Here is a 20,098-nt window from a genome sequence, read left to right as displayed (position 1 = left end):
TGCATAGAATGTACGTCGTATGCAAGGAACATGTGGAACTAGCGATCGAAAATTTCGTGGATGAATATGAGGATGCCCCGGATATTGTTGATCTGAAGGAGACCGAGTTTTCGGACTGGGACCCACCGGTGAAGTGCGCGGAGTGCGAGAAGCATGCTGAGTTTTTAGTTGTGTAACGTGAATATTTCAATTAAATAAATAATCCAAATGAGAAAGCGTGATGAATTCACGCTTTTTTTGTTTAAAGAGATGTTGAAGTGAATAGAAGAAACAAAGCTTCGATGGACAGTCCTCCGTAGTGTATGATGGATGTATAGATTACACGGAGGCGCGGGTAACCTAGCGTGAATGGAGACGATCAGAAATGGGTGACTACAGAAGATCATGGGAAGACGAGATCAGTCGGGCAGCCGATGAGGCCTATGAGAAGGAAATGGATGAAATTAACCGTCAGCTGAAGCAGGAAATTCTCATCGCTCTGATTGGTGATGTGAATACAGGCAAGTCCTCCACCATGAACCGGATCGTGGGTGAAGAGGTTGCTGGTGTCGGGGCAGAGCCTGGGGAAACGACGGAAATTAAACCGCATAAGTACAAGGAACATATTTACTTCATGGATACACCCGGGTTGAATGATGTGAACACCGCGAACTCGGAGATCACCTTGAAATACTATAAACAAGCGGATATCGTTCTATTCTTCCTGAACGCTGCGGGCACCGTCTTCTCCGAGGCGGAGAAGAAGTCCTTCGAGAAGATTCGGGACGTGAACTCGAACATCTTGATCGTGCTGAACAAAATAGACGCTGCAGATGAAATCGACCGCCTGGTAGCGCGGATTAAGAAGGAGACCGGTGGGCGTTATGAGGTTGCGCCTGTATCTTCACGGACGGGAGAGAACATTGACCGGCTGCGAAGCAGCATTCTGGAGATGCTTAAAAAAAAGTCTAAAGACATTCTCTTTGCCAAAAGTATCAAGGAGAAGTCAGCGACCGCTAACGGATGGATCATCGGAGCCTCGATCTCGGCAGGAGCGGTAGGCGCATCACCCATTCCGGGGTCGGATATCATTCCGATTACCGGCATTCAGGTGAGTCTGCTCACCAGGCTTGCGGTGCTGTACAATAGGCCGATCAGCAAGGAGACGGCGAAGGAACTGGTCATTGCGACGATATTCGGGAATATCGGCAAGAGCATTTTTCGGCAGATCGTGAAGGTCTTCCCTGGAGCGGGATCGGTTGCCGGAGCGACGGTAGCGGGTGCCACCACCCTGGCGTTGGGATATGCGGTGAAATACGCTTACGAGCACAACATCGAGATCAATACGGCGAATATTACGAAGCTCTACAAGAAGTTCAGGGAGAAGGCGGAGACGGAATCGGAATCCAAGTCCGAGTCGAAGTAAGAAAGACGATGTCGAATGCATACCACATCTAACGGATGGAAATAGAAAAAGGGGCCATCGGCCCCTGATCATAGCTGCGTCATTGCAGCGACATTATCATGACTTACTTAATGGCCGCAGCGTAATCGGCTTTTGCCTGCTCCAGCATCGATTTCCAATCGGGGAAATCGGTTTCTCTTGAAACATGACGGTCAAACAGTTCATCCGGAATGTTATCGATATCTTCGTGCGTTTCCACTTGGAAGTTACCTTTTATCACAAAATCCCCAAAACTGCTGTGCGATGAATGTTTACGCATAAACGATTCATTGAACAGCTTTTCCAGAGAGATGTTATCCGGATCCTCCTGTACCGATTTTTGGCCTTGTAATTCCTTCAACAGATCATCAAACGACATGGGCTTTTGCTTTCTCAGAGTACCACTCCTATAACTAATATTTGTGTTCAGTATAACATAACCGGATTTCTCATATACAGAGTCAGCTCCGGAAGGCTTGACGTATTGTTATCTTCTTAATAATGAAGACCAAGTCTGTTCCAGCCAGTGATCAAAGTCATCGCCCTTGTCACCTTCGTACGTATCGTAGATGTCGATTCTCATCTTTTTTAATTTCTCTTTGAAGTCTTCATACGTGTGGTCACGGGGAAGGCTTTTTTTAATGCGGAGCAGCACTTTCGAAACGTCCTTCATCAGCTCGCCTTTGGGTCTTTCCGGCATCTGCACGTCCTCACCAAAGGCCAGGAGTTTACGATAGGCTGCCTCTCGTACTTGATAAACCGCATCCGTATTCAGTCTATGCAGCAAAATATCAATGGATTTCTGGTTTTTCCAATTTCCCAACGCTTCCACCGCGTCTAACCGTTCTCTCCAATTGGCATTCCGGTTGGCAGAGCTTTTGAGCTCCTCGTAATTCTCAGGCATATCCGTTATTAATTCTTGATTGTCCAATCCGTTCATCTCCTTCAATATGATGTATCAGGTCGATCTGTACCATATGTTCATTACCGGGTACCTTTATGATTCTCGGCTTCTGATGTACCGTCTGCCTGCTTGGCCCCTTTACTGGTATAAGGTTTGGGTTTACTCTTCGCTCTTCTCGCACTTGCATCCCAGCGGCTCCAGCCCTTCTTGCCCGTGCCTCTGCCTGTTCCGCCCTTGCCCTTGGATTTACTCAACCCATCACTCCGTTACGGTATATTCTTATCCCTATATGCTGATTGTTTACCAGCACTGTTGAAATATACACTGTATTGGGCCATATGTATAGGATACCACGGAAATCAGCATAAGAATCGAATTATATGGAGATTGAGATTTCGGTATAAGTAGGGGCATGTCTTCGGTTGACTAATTTTTGCCAGCATGGTATCTTATTTTTGAACTGACCAGTCAGAATAAGGACGATGATCTGAAATTTGGTTGTGAAAGGGCCGATTCGATTGTGAGCAAAGATAAAATTATCCAAGCAGCCATTGAAGTATTCTCCGAGAACGGATATCACCGCGCAAGCATGGACGAGATTGCCGCCCGCGCACAGGTTGCCAAGGGGACTCTGTACTATAACTTCCCGGGCAAATCCCAGCTTTTCAAGACGGTGGTGAAGCAGGGCTTCGAAGATATCATGCAGCGGACGGAGGCAGACCTGAATTCCTCCCTGCCCATGAAGGAGAAGATTGAGCGCACGATTCGCCATCATCTGGATCTGTTTCTCGAATCCCGCCATTTCTCGCACATCGTATTTAATGAGATTTCGAACGGCATCGAGCAGGATGTTCTGGACGAATTGAAGGAGCTGAAACGAAATTATTTAAGTTTTCTGGCAAGGATGATTGAGGAAGGACAGTGCGAAGAGAACTTGTGCCGTGCCGTTGATCCTAATCTGGCTGCTGCCAGTATTGTCGGAACGCTGGAGAGCACATGTAATTATTACCTGAATCATCAGGATACGTATTCGCGCGAGGATCTGGAGCGGTTTGCCTTCACGATGATTACCCAAGGCCTGTTTATATCGCTTGAATAAGCAAGGCCTTCTTTTTTTAAGCGCGTACAACTGACCAGTCAGTTCAAAAACTAGCGATGGAAAGCGAAGGTGTTAAGCATGGAATGGAATAAGAACGGTTTACTCCCGCTGGAATGGTTCCGCCAGATGCGGACAGAGTCTCCGGTGGAGGCAATTGAGGGTAATGGAGGCTGGAACGTTTATAAATACGTGGACGTCAAAGCCGTCTTCACGAATTACGATGTGTTCTCTTCTCAAGGGACCTCTTCTTCTGATGACCCGATTGAATCCAGCATTCTGCGGCAGGATCCGCCGAAGCACCGTCAGCTGCGTAAGCTGGTATCCCATGCTTTTACGCCTCGTATCATAGAATCGCTTGCCCCCAAGATCCAGGAGATCACGACATCCCTGCTGGACGAAGCGGAGAAGAAGGGGAAGATGGATATCGTTGCCGATCTCGCAAGTCCGCTGCCGATCACGGTGATTGCGGAGATGCTCGGCGTATCAATGGAGGACCGGGAGCGATTTAAGGCGTGGTCGGACGCCCTGGTAGGTAACAATGAGGATGCTTATTATCAGTGCCAGCGGGAGATGAGCGAATACTTCTCGGAGATCGCCGAGGACCGCCGTCGCCATCCGCAGGAGGATCTGATCACGAAACTGGTGGAGGCGCGTATCGACAATGAACACCTGACCGACCTGGAGATTATCGGATTCTGTATTCTCCTTCTCGTAGCGGGTAATGAAACGACAACCAATCTGATCTCATCGGCGGTGCTTGCTTTTGATAGCCTGCCTGAGGTTCGTGCAGAGGTACTTGGAGATTCAACGCTGCTTCCAGGGGCAATCGAAGAAGTCTTCCGTTACTTCTCACCTGTTCAGTTGATGTTCCGCAGCGTGAAGCAGGACACGGTGCTGCGCGGGCAGGAGCTGAAGCAGGGACAGTTCGTTTATATCTGGATGGCTTCGGCCAATCATGACGAGGATGTGTTCGAGCAGCCGGACGTATTCAACATCCACCGGAATCCGAACCCGCATCTGGGACTGGGGAGCGGCATCCACTACTGTATGGGCTCGCAATTGGCCCGCATGGAGTCCCGGATCGCCCTTCAAACCCTGCTGGATCGTTACCCCGAATATCGTCGTGACCGCTCCGTAGAGCTGGCACGGATGGATAGCACGATGATGTTCGCGCTGAGAGAGCTGCCGATCCTTTTAAAGTAGATACGAAGAGAAGAGTCACTCTCAGGGAGAGCGGCTCTTTTTTTGATTAATCGATGTAAGTTGGTCAAACACGGTCGAACAAGCTTAGAAGTAAATGAGTTGGCAATTCTCAAGATTCCAATGCTCTACTGGCTTTTGCGTTGACAAGGAAATGAGGAGCTTGCTGTAGGAAGGCGGGTCTGGTCTGGTCTGGGTATGTCCTTTAATTGGTGGCGGTACAATGTTAGAATGAACGACATAACAGCAGAGTTTAAGGAGCGAAAAACGCCATGAATATACAGATGGTATGCGTAGGCAAGTTGAAGGAGAAGTACCTGGTGCAGGGCATTGCGGAGTACAGTAAGCGTCTTGCCCCTTACGTGCGCTTGTCCGTACACGAGGTGTCGGATGAGAAAGCGCCGGAGAATATGAGCGAAGCGGAGATGCGCCAAGTGCAGGAGAAGGAGGGCGCCGGCATTCTCAGCCACATCAAGCCGGACACCCATGTCATTGCCCTCGCGATTGGCGGCCAGCTGTGGTCCAGCGAGGACCTGGCGGCCCACATCGACAAGCTGGGGACGTACGGCACCAGCAACGTCGCCTTTGTCATTGGCGGCTCTAACGGCCTCTCCGAGGACGTACTGAAGCGCGCCCAGACAAAGCTCAGCTTCGGGCGGATGACCCTGCCGCACCAGCTGATGCGCCTGGTCCTGGTAGAGCAGATTTACCGGGCGGTGAAGATTAATCGGGGGGAACCTTATCATAAGTGACGGCGAAATTTTTGGCCTTCTCAGCGCATAGGGCGCGGAAAGTTCCATGGAGCAGAAGGGTGTTGCCGAGCAATCATTCCTCAAGGCCGTTCATCCCCCGGCGGGCGTCACTTTAGTGAAAGGGGACTGACTGAAGCGGTTGGCTTTGATAAGCGTTTAATGAGCGTTGCTCTTTATCTTATATGAGTGTATGCGTGACATACAAATGTAGATTTGCACTGTTGTACATCTGAAAATTATACTTAGAACTGAAAAAACAAAGAATTCAGAAAAAACCTACTACTGAATTGGAGATGAGTAAATGACGATTGTAGAGGCCTTAAATAGCAGATCAGATAATGGAAATATGGCTTCTAGACTATTGCTTCTGTTAAAGGATGTTTGTGATCACGCAACACAGCACTTGAAACTAGTTATACAGCAATTGCCTGAATTTGACATTCACGATGCTTCTCACAGTAATATGGTTGTGCGTAACATGGAATCTCTCTTGAGAGACAAGGTAGATGAGTTATCTAGTTACGAATTATTCCTGCTTCAAATGTCCGGATTTTTGCATGATTGCGCTATGGCTTTACCCACTTGGGAGCTCAATCTCCTAAAAATGACTGAGGGAATTGGTGAGTTCGTCCATAATGATTTGGGAAAGTCGTATGCTAATGATGGAAACCCTCCATACAAATTGTCATCCGCTATTCAGCTCATAGAGACCCATAAGCCCCAATTATATGAGGATTTCGAAAAAGTAAAAGCTTTTATTTTTTCCTTCCCATCCGAGTCTGAAATGCAACGTGATTTAGCTGAAAGACTCATCGACTATCAAGAGTTTCGAAATGGCTACACCGATGAACTAAAGAAAAAAGCTTTAAATGCTAGTCACACTGAATTTCTTGAGTTGAGTGACTTAATTCGATACGAATTTATTCGGCAAACACACCCTCAGAGAGTTGAAAAGTATATCCGCAACCTTGCTTCTTTATTTGAAGCTCGCCTCGGTGGAGTTTGGGGAGATAAACTGGCAAACGATTTAGCACGAATATGTCGGTCGCATGGAGAATCGATGGATTATGTTAAAGCCCTCGAGGAGCACACAGCATACCATGGAGCAGAGTCTGCGAATTTACAGTTCGTTGCCGTATTACTTCGTCTTGCGGACATATTGCATTTCAGTCATGATAGAGCACCACAATCATTATTTATTGAAAAAATGATTCGCTCGAAGGAAAGCCTCCTGCATTGGAAGGTGAAGTTTCAAGGGATTAATTACAGTTTGGATGAGTTAGATGCAAATGGACGGATAAAAATAAAATATATGGCTTATTGCGATGAACCGAGCCTCTATTACTTCATACAGGAATATCTAGACTGGGTTGACGGAGAAATAGAAAATTACTTTCGTTTCATTCACGGCATGGAGTATTCCGTGCAAACAAGACACCTCGCCAATAGATACAGATTAAACATCGCGAATGTAGTAGACAGGTCACAGGTTCAATACGATAACAGCAAATTTACCCCTGTACCAAATATGAAATTTACTCTTGAACAAAACAAGATTCTTGAATTACTAATGGGTGTTGGGCTTTATAAAAATAAATTCCTATGTTTACGTGAACTCTATCAAAATGCACTCGATGCTTGTCGCTGTATGATGGCGATATTTAATAATCAATCAGTAAGTATACGTGGAAAAATTGAATTTGGGCTTGGTATATCTAAAGAAGGTGGGCGACAGCGAACTTACATATACTGTCTAGATAATGGTGTTGGTATGGACAAGCACCAAATAACAAATTTCTTCTTAAAGATCGGGAACTCATTTTATAAATCCAAGGAGTTTCAAAAACAAAATGCCTTGTTAAATAGCAGCTTTAAACCAACTTCTCAATTCGGAATTGGGATATTGTCATGTTTCATGATCGGAGACAAATTAGAAGTCACGACTAGATCTCTCGCTGTCGACGGAACAACTTCCGATCAGCCAATTCGCTTTTCAATTGATGGGCCTCACGAGAAGTTCTATTACATGACACCAGATGCGCTTGACTTGGAGAAATTAGGAAGGAACGGAACCTTAATTAAGGTATATCTGTCTGATGACGTGGTTATTTACGATCACAAAATCGATAAACTTCAACTAGTGATTCACGGAAGTGAGTCGCAAGAATTTAAGCAAAATAGACCAACCGTTTATGAAAAGTGGGATTCTCATATTTACAAGCTGATAAGTAGCTCTTTAGCGATCCCGAAGGAAGACGTTGATGTATTGGTGGCGATCAATGATGGGACGACTGAAAAAGTCATTCCTTGGGGGACTCCAATCAATCTGAGTAATTATCCTTCTGAGGATGTGGAACTTATTTATACAAATCGTAGATATCTCTCGGATGGATATAAGGTATTAGATGATTATTTAAAAGTTAGGGACTTTATTAACTTACAGGAGCACAGTATACGTGTCGAAGATGTTGAGTATCGATTTTTACTGAACTTGCCTTTACCGGGCATGCCTGAAGTAGACTATCGAGTGCTTTCTTTTCAACCTGTGTTATACAAGATTCCTGAGGTTCTTGTTGATGGAGTTGTGGTCGAAACACCAGGACTTCGATTTCACGATTTAACAGACATAGGAACAATAAACTTTGTAGGTATGGAACGACCGCAATTATCCGTTGACAGAAACTCTATTACAAATATCCCCAAAGAACTTGAGAATTCTATCAGTAAGCTCCCGGAAAAGTTTGCTGGTAAAGTCATCTTTGAAATTAGTAGACACATTGCAAATTACAATTTAAAGTCAGACTCCGCTGAAGTGAGAGTATTGTGGAGTTATATATTCCACAGATTCCATAAATTTTCCAATTGGATGGTCGGCCATCTCGCAGTTATTCCAGAAGCAGATATGATACTCGTTGACATGTCATTGTTCGGGGAGAAGCGGGTCTCTGTTGCCGATGTTGTACGTTCTCAAAATCTAGTGTTAAAGAGGTTCGACAGTAGACTACTAGAACCCACTGGTGAACTCGTCTTTCTAGGTAAGGTTATGGAGGCTGACATTATAGATGTTGAGGATACAGATGTACACATCACGTCATCAACGTTTCAGAGCGTTATCGTTCCACAGCGCCATTTTGGACCGGATCAAACTCTCCCATTAGTGATTAGAGCTGATAAATGGTGCGGTAAATACTCCCAGTATGACTTAGTGTCTGGATTGTGGCCGATAATTCCCTCTTCATTATACAATAGATTGTTGCATAACTATGAAACTACCGAAATCTCTTCAAGGATGAAGGCACTAGCTGAATACTCGAATTCAATTTCGGGACTTGCGGGACTTGATCCAGCACAAATCCATCCAAGATTGGGCATGTTTTTGCCGGAACGAGACGTTTTTGGTCGTAAACAAAACCATGTGAACAAATTTGATCGATCAGCAAATAATTTTTGGCTTCAAGAGCTAAATCAACACGGGGAATTGGTACGCAAACATAAGCAGGACTTTGTACTGTTTGGATTTATTTCTCCGAGACAGTTGAGTGAGGAAGAGTTAGTATCACTTGAAGACTTTAAGGATGAAGATCCTGTTTACTATAATGGGGTTCAAAATGGGTGGAGTTTCTTAATTTTGGGGAAAACAGCCGATTTCGTTATTTTGCCCGGAGTAGTCGATCGTGCATCAATTGTAGCAGCGATTAAACCTTCATTCTGGAAAAAGTCAGAAGGCATTCAGTACCTTTTCACAGATGGAACTGTATTAGAACAGGCTCAATAACTGTGTAATCTCCCTCCGCGATTGTCATTTAGGATATGATTACATTGTAATCATTAAATAATCCAAGAGGGTGTTCCAAAAGTAAACTTTGGAGCACCCTCCTGAAATTTCTCCTCAAAGATGATACGGTGAACCTTATCATAAGTAGGGCCAAATCTTCACTAAGGGAAGCGTCAAAGAACATTTCAATGACCTTGACGCTTTTTTAGCTGGATTGGGGGAGTGGATCACTTACCCCTTTGTTGAATCAAAAAAAGACCCCTTTCAAGGGGTCTTGATGCCGGATCAATTATGATAGTTGTCCTTGTCTATCGCCGGAAGTCCTCAATGTTTTAGCTTAATATCCCTCCAGTTAGTACGGCCATCCTTGTCGTAGCCAGTCATTTCGCTGGCGCTCAATATCTTGCCTGTGGTGACATCAAAGAATACGTTCATCCTTAAGCTGTCATTCTCATCGTTGGGAGAATTCGGTGAGATGCCCGTAACTCTTAGAAGTAAACGCGATTTGGAGGATTTGGGATCAGTAATAAATCCAGCGATATTAAAATGATAACCCTTGATCCAGTCATCCTCTATTTGAGGATTCCCTGGCTGCATACCCAGTACTTCAATAGCTTTTTTGACTACCTCGGGAGAATCAATTTTGACATCAGAAATAGCATACTGCCCTTTCATAAGTAAATTGGTCTTGTTCTTTTTTACATTATCAGCAGTGGCTTTTCCATTTCGGATCGATATCAGAATACTAATACTTCCATTTCTGCTGCCAAAAAGAACATTCCACGCATTCCTTTTTCCGTCCATACCATCGTTTCTCTCTTGGGGTACAACAACACTATCCGTGCTTGTCAAGTCAATAAGCAATGGTTCTTCTTCCGTATGCTTCTTTGCCTCCTCGTATCCAAGGCGCCACGCTTCCATGGCGGTTAAGTATTTCTTTTCATCGGTCTTCTCACTGGTTGTTGACAGTGCCCGTTCCACTGGTTTTTCGGCAGGACCGTTAAACGGACCGATCTTGAGAGCGTATAATAGGAAGGCCATACTTGCGATCAATATAGTAAGGCCTATGCCGATGTACTTATTCTTTAACAAGGTTTTCTTCTCCTAGGTTGAATTTTATGGAGCGCGGTTTAAGAAACTCGGAAAAGGGAGCGGGTCATCTCCTTTTGTAGGGAACCGTGGGCGTGGTAACCGACAAGTTCTCAATCCAAAGGCGATGTCCTTCTCCCTTTTAATTTCTCGATGAAAGTTCTAAATTTCCGCGTTAACCGTCCATTAGTGGACGGCGATATTTCTGCAAGACTCAAGTAAGTTTAGTTTTACAACGAATAAGTATAATCAAGTTTGATGATGCCATATTTAATTGCGGAGGCGGTATCCTTATGATAGTAGATATCGATCCAATAATCTGTCCTTTTCGGACCAGAGCCTGTATCATCTACTTTAAAAGTGCTTGTGTAGCTGACACCGTCAGGCAACCAAATGCTCTTGTTTGTAGTTAACTGTGTACCAAAAGGAATAACGGGTTTGTAGTCGCTGCCACCGAGATCTTTATTCCTATGGACGGCACAAATCCCTAGCACCGGCACGTTACCATTCGCTGTATTGTTACCTGTCCAATTGTATGCCGTGGAGTCTTGGTTTGTCTTGGAATATGAGGTGGCTAGAGGACTCACCATAGACGTTTCACTTGCAGTTATAGGCTCAACGAGAGGTACCCCCGTTGAGGATAGCTTACTCGCATCAGATTTATTTGCCTGTTCTGTCGTAATTACGTTTTTGATAGCAAGCTGTGAAAATGGAGAAAATCTCCCTTCTTCATCCGGTCCACTTTCAATCGCCTTCCTCAGTTCATTAGGATCGACATTGTTTAATTCCGCCAGTTTTGTAATTTCTGAACTGGTAAATTGAGTTGTCTTTCCGTCCAATGTTACAGAGACATCGGACGTTTCCTCCGTTCCCTGACTCACTGGTTGAGCAAATGCACTGGAAGAAAGAGCTAGTAACATTACGGAGGATAAAGCCATTCCTGATATGACTCTGAATAGATTCATTTGTTCGTTCCTCTTTTCTATTTATTTTGATGTTCATCCAAAAAAACTTTAATTTGTTTAATTATGGAAACATCTAGATTTATAGTACTTCTATTCTACCGCTTAGTAAATAGGGATATTTTCCCATAAATATTCTATCGATCGCACAACACAGTTGAACGACGCCGTTGCCGAGATGCTTGCAGTCCATCCAATATATGTACCGAAATTTCCCTGAAACGGCGACTGGTGTTGGTTGAGCAGGTGTACGGGCGGTGAAGATTAATCGGGGAGAGCCGTATCATAAGTAACGGCGAAATATTGCGGTGAACCCTACCACAAGTAGGACGAAATTTGGATGCAAATCGGTAACCGTAATAAATATCTCTATATACGACACACGTTAAAGTGTGTCTCGCATCTACGAGAAAACGGCGAATGTACACGCATATAATAGAGATGTATTCATGAATAAAGGGAGAGAGCACTCCGTTGCAGTCCCATACGCTCAGTCGTTTTGGAGAAGGCTATAGGAGAAGAGGAAGAGATTCAATTTCAAACGGGGCTTAGCTTGCATTAGGCTGCTGAGCCCCATCAGAAATAGAACGCTTTTGAGTTGCATCTTTATTTGGAAAGCTGAATTGAGCTGATCAGTTCATTCAATTCGGACTGTAGTTGCAGATGGAGTTTCTCTACGATCGAAAAATTGGTGGCTGCAACATAGTAGGCCTTAATTTGAGAATCGATGGCTTCGGCTTCCGCCAGATGGGAGGTGGCCTCTTTCATTTTTGCCGAATAGCGCGCTTTAATCCCAGCTATTTCGGCAGCATGGGCTTCATCGGTTCCAGGAGCTATAGTCCGTGTATACATATCTAGGATCTCATCCCCGTCCCGATCCGGAAAGTATTCATGCGGAGACGTACTGTCAAAGATAGCTGTTCGAAGCTTCGGGAATATCAACATATCCAAACTGTTCGGATCAAAGCCGCAATGAAACACTTGAACTTCGATTCCTTTCCGTTCGGCAGCGGAGGCAAGCTTTTTCAGCAGAGTCGATTTGCCTGATCCCGCCCTTCCTTTGATGAAAATCCGTCTTTCCAGCTGAGCGGTCAAGCTTTGAATAAAATCGAATGCCCCCCTTGGAGTCGCAGCTCCGAAAAATAAGTGACGCGGAGCGATTGGCGTATCGCTTTCATGCCCGGCGTATAATTCTTGAATCAAATCCTGTGCAATCTGGTCAGCCTTCGAGAAGTCCATATTTTCGATATAATATTTTTCCCACTCGTCATGAATCTGCAATGCCATTGCGAACGTTTCATACGCTTTTGAATAGGCGCTCTCAAGCTTGCCTCTAAGATCTTCTATCGTTATGAAGTGTTCCGATAAAATAAGGCTGTTATCAAACGCTTCCTCGAAATGAATAAAGACGATTTCACCGGCCCCGCTATTCGAAATCCCCTTACAGACTCGCCCGTCGACAATACCAACCTTTAATTCCGTTAAAATGATGCCATCCAGTTCGTCGGGACGGAGAGGGGAGTGGAAGCATTGCACATGCAAGCCTTTATCCAGCAGGCTATCCGCCAAGCTCTGAATGACCGTCGACTTCCCCGTACCTTGGGGCCCCGTAAGGACAAATATCTTGTTCAGCCCATCAAATGCGGATGTATACAAGAAATGAGCTCCGTGCGCAGTGTTGCCGTGGGCAAAATAGTGAGATGATTTTACTACCAACTTGAAACACTCCTTTGTGCCTATTCCGATTCGCAAAGTTTACAGAATAAGCATGGTTGGGATAAGTGCCTATTCATTTGTATATTCCGCATTGTAAAAAATGGTGTTCGTCCTCTCCCATGTTTTTCGCTATTTGTTGATGGGGCTACAGAACATCCAGTTTCACCCGACTGCTTTGATAGGCGTAAGGTGAAGATGGGATTTCGGATTAACGGGGAGATGGCGCCGGGCGTGTATTGGCCTTGCAGGTTCGAAATGTCGCTGATCCAGCCTTCCAGAGAAGTGATGGACGTCAGTCCAGGCGAATATGCGGCAGGAGAACGAGAATAAATCCGTCCAAGTATGACCGAGCACCTCGCGCCGGGAGTCGCGTGAGGTGTCCGGATCCGGCTGACTACATCGTCATCTTTATACAAATATACCTACAATATGATACGACACGAAAATGAGCTGGCGGTAAATCCCCGCCAGCTCATTTTTAATGCCTTTATCTCACCGGACATGGCCGTCGCCCCGGCTTAAACGTCCCCGTTCCCGGACGAAAAGGTTGTATCCCTGCAGCGGCTAACCGAAGGGAACCGTTCGGACGCTATCCGTATTACATCGTGAGGAAAGCCAACGCATATGCCGCCTGAACCTTCGAGGCCGGGAACAGGCTGACGCCGACCGCTATCACTGCCGCATGAAACAAACGTATTACTTTTTGAACAAGCCCTCTTTTACGAAAAATTAAGATCGCCTCAGCACCCCCCCTCAAATAATGATTTCACCTCCAAATCTATGCAACAAAGGAAAGTGCTTATCTATGTTTGACGCTTTGTTTTGAAGTCTGTCAGTGGTTGTTTTTTTTGAGATTTGCAAGGAGAAGGCAATTCTTCACGTTGTAGAGATTTTGTAGAGATTTTGTAGAGACATATAACGTACACTGATCAGGTAAATCTTCTCAATTATAAATATTATAAATAGAACTAAAACAGGCTGGTTATATGTAGATATCCTATTAGCGGTGTCCTACACCTGAGAAGATTTTGTGACGATAAATCACAGCAAAACTAAGGAAGAAGCACTCCTACATGTACCAACCAGCCAATCAGTATCTATGGAGGAGGTGAAATGGAGGGAACTCCGCAAGATTTCGATGATGCAAAGGGCTGCTGGGATCAAGCAAATAGAAGATGTCTATTCGGTGGAGCGTTATCGGGTCGATGATCTTACTGTCGCTAAAAATTTCAGTAGTTTCGGGAATGGAGGAGAAATGAGTCTTGAAACGAAAACGCAGCATAGGTAAAGCAATACTCTCTTTGTGCCTGGCAATTATGCTTGTCTTGCAGACGGTGGCGTTCTCTGTCACTGGATATGCGGATGGCGCTCTAAGCGATTCCGGGGCGGAGTCTGTTATCGAAGCCGATTCGCCGAGCGTGGACGAACCACCGTCAGTAACTGAGGCGGTGTACGATGTGCCGAACAATTACATAGTGATGGCGGCAGCCCCGACGGACAAAACAGCGGTGTTTATGAATGCTAATTCAACCTTTCCGCTGAAGGTGACCCAGGGAAATGCTGCTATTGATCCAAACGGAATTATTCAGGGTAGACAGCAATTCACGCTCAAGTCGGAAGGTCTCAAGGTGCCAGTGAATGGTGATGACGCTAATCCGACAAATGCGACCCCCGACTTATACATTCAGAAGGGTGACTGGATTGAGCTGAAAAGAGAAGACTACTTCAAGGAAGTGGTGCTGCCGACAACTACTAAACCCCTGAATGCACAGACTGATTCAGGTATGAAACAGCTGGGTACCGCCTATTTCACGCCGAACAGCATCAGGATTGTATTTACTGGTGATGATAACTTTTTCAATGGAGTCGGACGTGGCATTAACTTCAGTTTTGAGACTACTGCCGATGCCGATGTAACGGGAATAGACTATGGCAAAACAAAGCCTATCAATATCTTTGGGGCAGCTTATGAGCTGAAAAACCCGGATGTCACGCCAGCATATAGTATGACATTGCTTTCGCCGGGAATGATCAGGTGGGATCAGTATAGTTATCGCGGACTTCAACCCGCCCAATTCGTTGAGGGTGCAGTTACTTGGCAGTCAACCGTATCTGCATTCGATCAGTTTGATAAAACAATCAAATTGCCGCTCGACGGGAAGAAGTTTTTTACGGACCCTGCATCTTATAATACTGGCTATGGTAATACCCGCGGTATCTATGTGCATGGTTCCTTCAAAGTCAACGACATAGCGGTAGAGCCGGATATCGATGCCGACGGCAAGTTGAGCTACATTTTTCCACCGAATACCGGTCTAGATCCGAAGGTTGAGTTTAAGACTTGGATTCCAAAGGAAGCTTACTATTACGAGCACAAGAATCCACCGGGGAATCTTGGCCGCAGCTATCGGGACATGAACGGCTTAGTGAGATTAAAAGAGATCGATGACACTATTTTAGTGAGTGCAGCTCAAGAGATTTCCTTTGCTCCAGACTGGATTCAAGCCAGCGCCTCGTATGATCATCCTAATGAAACAATCACATGGAAAGTCACAGTTAACCAATATAACAAAAAAGGGTTAAAGGACTTTACTATCACAAATGTCTTACCTGCTGGGCTGAAATTTGAATCAGCTACATGGCAGACATGGGTGGATGGCGCTGCATCTGGAGAGAAACCAATTACACCAGATACGAACGGCATTTATACTTTTGGCGGCGATATTGACGGTAAAGTAGAACTAATCATTAAGTCCAAAGTCCAAAGCGGTTCCAACTTTAGAATCGACCCACGTGCCAACTGGAATTTGGACACACCAGCCGGTATTCAGAATAATGATGTAGTGACCGGTTTAAGACCTAGCGCGGTGACTGACGAGGCAACTGTCACCGTCGGGGCCCATAATTTTACTAAATCAATCTCAATTTCGATGGAGGATTATAACCTAGGCGGCGTCACATGGACCGTTAATTTAAATCCACAGTATGCGCTGCCGGACGCGGTAGTTTACGATGTGCTCGTTCATGGCGGAGATCTGAACGTCCTGGACCGTGCAGAGGATGCAACCGGCGAGGTTGACGCAGCAACGATTGCCAAGATTAAAGCGAATGTGACGGCCAACCAGCTATGGAAGCAATATCGAAAGGATACGCTTACTAGCGCAAATAAAGATCTGACTTTGAAGGCGATTCCTTTAACCGTTGACGGCAAGACCGTAGCCGACTTGATCAAGGTAACAGGATATACGGATCAGCCAGCTTCTTTCAGCTTCCGCTCTGTCGTAACAAATCCGGATATTCTGTTCAGACAGGATATTAACGTATCCAAGGGGCAATCTAACCGGGCCTTGCTGTTCGACGGCGGAACAGTGAAGACAGCGGATGGTGGAAATAATCTCCATGTGCATATGCTGAACAAGGATATGCTCTTTGCGTCGAAGCCCTTGAAGGCAGATGGTACGCCTGAAAATGTAACCCCAAATAATGTTGGTAGCTACATTAGAAACGACAGCAATGAAGCGTGGACGATTTCGGCCTATGACAGGACAACCAAGACGGTCACTTTCCGTCTAGGTGTCAATATGCCAGGATACAACACAGAAGAAATGGCTAAGGACGGCGGTAGCCGGATAATCAGCAACATCAAGCTAGTGGATACACTGCCAGAAGGCTGGGAATTCGTGCCGTTTTCTGAGGGCAAAGATTTTGAGCTTTGGAAAGGTTATTCGGACAATGGTAGTGGTACCGAATATGGTATTAGAAATGATGCCAGAACAATTATTGAACCAGGCACTAATGCTCATGTGGTAAACTTCTCCCATAGTGGGAACGTAGGAACGTTTACCTTCTCTAAATTGGAAAGTCCTTATGTTATATTGGTAAAGGCAAGACCTTCCAATGAGGCGCTGGAGAAATATTTGGAGGAGTACACGGTCAAAGGAACATCCAAGCAGGTGCTGTATAACAAGGCCGATCTTCACATGACATGGGGTGGCGAGGAAAAGGTCGTCACAGAACAACGTAAGATTATCGTGCCTATCCAGACTCTGGGCAAGTCGGTAACTAAGCCAGTTCCAGGGGTGCTGGAATGGACGGTGAACTATACCCCGCCATTCAACATGGAGCAGGGCGTGTTTTTGCAGGATACGATAGGTGCTAACATGAACCTGCGCTATGAAGAAAACGGAAAGCTTGTGCTGACATCGCCTAGTATGGCAGTTTACCTTGCTAAACTGACTGTCAGTGGTGCTCTGGAACGAGAAGGCTCAGCGCTGGACCTGAGCGACCCGAATGCTGAAGTTCAGGTAGAAGCTGCACCGGGCGCGGGAGGTACCACAGTTCTAAAATTCAAAATGAACGACCCTAATAAGTTTTACCAGTTTGTATACCAAACAGAGGTTGACCCATCTAAAGCGAAAGCCGGAGACAAAATGGGCAACGAGGTAAAGCTCGAGGGCGATAATAAGCTGAAATCTATCAGTGCAACAAGCGAAAGCACTTTAGATAGTTCAGATGTAGCCGGCAGTTCAAGTTCCAATGCTCTATTACCACTGAAAAAGGTTGATCCTGATGGCAAGACGCTACAGGGTGTACAGTTTACACTGTATAAGAAGAGCGATGGAACGGAAGCCGCAAAAGGAACAACCGATAGCGGAGGAAAGCTTAATCTGCTATTCCCAGATCCAGGGTATTATGAGCTGAAGGAAACCTATATCGACACAAATACTTGGCTGCCAACTACAAGAATTTATCAAGTATATGTAGGGAATACGCCCGGGAAGCCCATCTGGGTAGACGGCGTGAAAGTAACCTCTGAAAATCCGCTGGTTGTACCTACGCCGGCGCAAGGAAAGTTGACCATCAGCAATGAGGTGGAAGGAAACGGAAGCGATCCTACCAAGGATTTTGAATACACCGTAATTTTCACTGGTGAAGGCCAGGACGGAGAGTACACCTATAAGAAGCCAGATGGTACATTTAGCGCCGTCAAGATCAAGAGCGGAGACAAGATCCTCCTCAAGGACGGAGAATCTGTTGTATTTCCGGCTCTGCCTGCAGATCTGGGCTATACGGTAACCCAGAAGGATTATACTCCAGACGGTTACACGACCATGCCGGAGACGAGAGAGCTGCTCGGTACAATCGTGAATAAAGGCGACCACAAGGCGGATTTTGTCAACAAGCGAGACGTTAACAATCTGACCGTCAGCAACACCGTCACGGGGGACGGCGCAGAACCAGACAAGCCGTTTAAGTACACGGTGGCCTTTGACGGTACAGGAAAGGGTCAAGAATACAATTACGAGCATTCGGACGGCACGACGGGCAAGGTCAAATCCGGCGATACCTTCGAGCTCAAGCATGGTGAGACCTTTAAAATTAAGGATCTTCCCGACAGTTTGAAGTATACGATCACTCAGGACGGTTACAAGAACGACGGCTACGTGACCACCCCTGCATTGTCTATTGAGGGAGTCATGGCGGGCGTCGATCGCGAAGCGGACTTCACCAATGAACGGACCGTTAACAAGCTGACAATCAGCAATACGGTCATGGGCAACGGCAGTGACAAGACGAAGCCGTTTGAGTACACTATCATCTTTGAAGAAGCAGGCAAGGATGGAAGCTACACGTATACGAAGTCGGATGGCGCGACGAGTACACCGGGTACGATCAAGTCTGGTGAATCCTTCACGCTCAAGCATGGTGAGACACTGGAAATTGTGGGTCTGCCTAAGGATCTGAAATACAAAGTTACTCAGAAGGACTACATAGCCGACGAATACGTGACTACCCCTGAGGAACGGTATTATACCGGAGTCATGGCGGGCCGAGATGAAAATGCCCCGTTCACGAACGTGCGAGTCATAGAGGGTGGCCTGCTCATCAGTAACACGGTTAAAGGTAAAGACGATGACAAGAAAAAGCTGTTCAAGTACACAATCACCTTCACAGGCAAGGGAGATAACAAATCCTACTCCTATGAGAAGTCGGACGGCAGCAAGGGCATGATTAAGAGCGGAGAGACCTTCGAGCTTACAGATGGTCAGACGTTCGTTGTGCAAGGACTTCCGACGTATCTCCAGTATGAGGTGACCCAGGATGATTATACGAAAGGCGGCTATGTGACGGATCCTGAAAGTCTCGTTCGCACAGGCACCATTCCGGAGAAAAAAGTGGCCGAAGCGCACTTTGTCAATACCCGCCCGTATCTGGAAGGCGTGCTGCGTGACAACAACACAGGCGAAGTCATTCCGAACGCGGAAATCATCGTGACGAACAAGAAGAATAACGAACGGCAGACGATTAAGACGAATGAGAAGGGTGAATATTCAGTCCCTGCTGTAGCGGATACCGACTATACAATCACGTATACGAAGGTGTATCAGGTAGGCGGGAGGGATTTCCCTGTCAAATTCACGCAGAAGGCCAATGTGGACGGCAACGTGACGGACGAGACCGTTCCGGCCGACATTACGGCGGTAGGGATCGTTCTGTTCAAGCAATTGAATGGAACAAAAGCACTATTCAACGATTCGTTTACCAGCCAGATGCATATCTATTTGAAGGACAAGGATGGCAATTATATTAAGGAGAACGGTCGTCCCAAAGCGTTTCCGATGGCTTCGAATGGAACGTTCTCCGTGGAAGGGCTAAGCGAGCAGAAGTACACAATGGAAGTTCGCTATAAAGCTGAGACCGGCGAGGAACTGCTCTTCAAGGTGGCGCAGCTGGATGTGAAAGCTAACGGAGAGCTCAATATTTCGGAGGAACTAGTTGACCCTTACGGTACGGTTTATGATGAAACGACAGGAGATGCCATCACTGGCAAGAAAATTGACGGAGCCAAAGTTACACTGTACTATGCGGATACGAAGCGGAATAGAGATAATGGCCGCATTCCGGATACGAAAGTAACGCTTCCTAGGGTTCCGAATTTCCCGCCGCACGACAACGAGAGCCCGGAGCAGGATAGCGACGCCAATGGCTTCTATGCGTACATGGTGTTTCCTGAAGCGGATTACTATCTGATCGTAACGAAGGACGGATACGAGACGCACAGGAGCGATACGATTTCTGTCGATTTTGATATTGTAAAATACGACGTTCCAATGAAGCCGATCAACACCGGCGGCGGACCAGGTCCTGTTAACCCAGCACCAGAGCCGGAGAACCCA

The 20,098-nt window shown here is 46.0% G+C and carries 14 protein-coding genes; 8 read left to right on the top strand and 6 right to left on the bottom strand.

Translation table 11 applies throughout. The annotated features are described in order from the left end of the window. Positions 1-8: 8 nt before the first annotated feature. Together ABEW73_RS32750 and ABEW73_RS32745 are read left to right on the top strand one after the other, a co-directional pair. Positions 9-176, top strand: a complete 168-nt coding sequence (locus ABEW73_RS32750; protein WP_006207301.1) for a CxxH/CxxC protein — start codon at positions 9-11, stop codon at positions 174-176. A 188-nt stretch (positions 177-364) separates the two neighbouring features. Continuing rightward, positions 365-1,405, top strand: a complete 1,041-nt coding sequence (locus tag ABEW73_RS32745; RefSeq protein ID WP_430166304.1) for a GTPase — start codon at positions 365-367, stop codon at positions 1,403-1,405. Between the two features lie 103 nt (positions 1,406-1,508). Here the strand turns inward: ABEW73_RS32745 and ABEW73_RS32740 are convergent, their stop codons facing one another. The 3 genes from ABEW73_RS32740 to ABEW73_RS32730 form a co-directional block, all read right to left on the bottom strand. Then, positions 1,509-1,802 carry a hypothetical protein gene (locus tag ABEW73_RS32740; RefSeq protein WP_430166305.1) on the bottom strand — a complete coding sequence of 98 codons (294 nt, stop codon included), beginning with the start codon at positions 1,800-1,802 and terminating at the stop codon, positions 1,509-1,511. A gap of 108 nt (positions 1,803-1,910) precedes the next feature. Next, on the bottom strand, positions 1,911-2,363 hold the full coding sequence (locus ABEW73_RS32735) for a HEAT repeat domain-containing protein (RefSeq protein ID WP_202619027.1): 453 nt from the start codon (positions 2,361-2,363) through the stop codon (positions 1,911-1,913). A 44-nt stretch (positions 2,364-2,407) separates the two neighbouring features. After that, positions 2,408-2,581 carry a DUF3934 family protein gene (locus ABEW73_RS32730; protein ID WP_430166307.1) on the bottom strand — a complete coding sequence of 58 codons (174 nt, stop codon included), beginning with the start codon at positions 2,579-2,581 and terminating at the stop codon, positions 2,408-2,410. 266 nt (positions 2,582-2,847) lie between these two features. Between ABEW73_RS32730 and ABEW73_RS32725 the strand changes: the two genes are divergently transcribed. From ABEW73_RS32725 to ABEW73_RS32710, 4 genes are all read left to right on the top strand, one after another. Then, positions 2,848-3,426 carry a TetR/AcrR family transcriptional regulator gene (locus ABEW73_RS32725; RefSeq protein WP_430166309.1) on the top strand — a complete coding sequence of 193 codons (579 nt, stop codon included), beginning with the start codon at positions 2,848-2,850 and terminating at the stop codon, positions 3,424-3,426. A 78-nt stretch (positions 3,427-3,504) separates the two neighbouring features. Further along, on the top strand, positions 3,505-4,629 hold the full coding sequence (locus ABEW73_RS32720; protein ID WP_430166310.1) for a cytochrome P450: 1,125 nt from the start codon (positions 3,505-3,507) through the stop codon (positions 4,627-4,629). Positions 4,630-4,898: 269 nt separating this feature from the next. Beyond that, entirely contained in the window at positions 4,899-5,378 is a 480-nt protein-coding gene (rlmH, locus tag ABEW73_RS32715) for a 23S rRNA (pseudouridine(1915)-N(3))-methyltransferase RlmH (protein ID WP_430166312.1), read from the top strand. Positions 5,379-5,679: 301 nt separating this feature from the next. Next, complete coding sequence (locus ABEW73_RS32710; protein ID WP_430166314.1) at positions 5,680-9,153, top strand: HD domain-containing protein; 3,474 nt, start codon at positions 5,680-5,682, stop codon at positions 9,151-9,153. A gap of 324 nt (positions 9,154-9,477) precedes the next feature. Here ABEW73_RS32710 and ABEW73_RS32705 read toward each other — a convergent pair whose 3' ends face one another. The 3 genes from ABEW73_RS32705 to ABEW73_RS32695 form a co-directional block, all read right to left on the bottom strand. Continuing rightward, entirely contained in the window at positions 9,478-10,245 is a 768-nt protein-coding gene (locus ABEW73_RS32705; RefSeq protein WP_430166315.1) for a hypothetical protein, read from the bottom strand. Positions 10,246-10,472: 227 nt separating this feature from the next. Next, positions 10,473-11,207 carry a hypothetical protein gene (locus ABEW73_RS32700; protein WP_430166316.1) on the bottom strand — a complete coding sequence of 245 codons (735 nt, stop codon included), beginning with the start codon at positions 11,205-11,207 and terminating at the stop codon, positions 10,473-10,475. 603 nt (positions 11,208-11,810) lie between these two features. After that, a complete protein-coding gene (locus ABEW73_RS32695) occupies positions 11,811-12,920 on the bottom strand; it encodes a PRK06851 family protein (protein ID WP_430166318.1) in 1,110 nt (369 codons plus the stop codon). Positions 12,921-13,115: 195 nt separating this feature from the next. Between ABEW73_RS32695 and ABEW73_RS32690 the strand changes: the two genes are divergently transcribed. Further along, the gene (locus tag ABEW73_RS32690; RefSeq protein ID WP_430166320.1) at positions 13,116-13,250 is read left to right on the top strand and encodes a hypothetical protein; all 135 of its coding nucleotides are present in this window, start codon (positions 13,116-13,118) and stop codon (positions 13,248-13,250) included. A 932-nt stretch (positions 13,251-14,182) separates the two neighbouring features. Further along, the coding region (locus ABEW73_RS32685) for a DUF7601 domain-containing protein (RefSeq protein WP_430206425.1) at positions 14,183-20,098 on the top strand (5,916 nt) is incomplete at its 3' end.

It is taken from the genome of Paenibacillus lautus, from assembly GCF_050482385.1.
Lineage (GTDB): Bacteria > Bacillota > Bacilli > Paenibacillales > Paenibacillaceae > Paenibacillus_AQ > Paenibacillus_AQ lautus_B.
The sequence above is the reverse complement of the archived record's forward strand: the minus strand, read 5'-3'. Positions and strand labels throughout refer to the sequence as shown.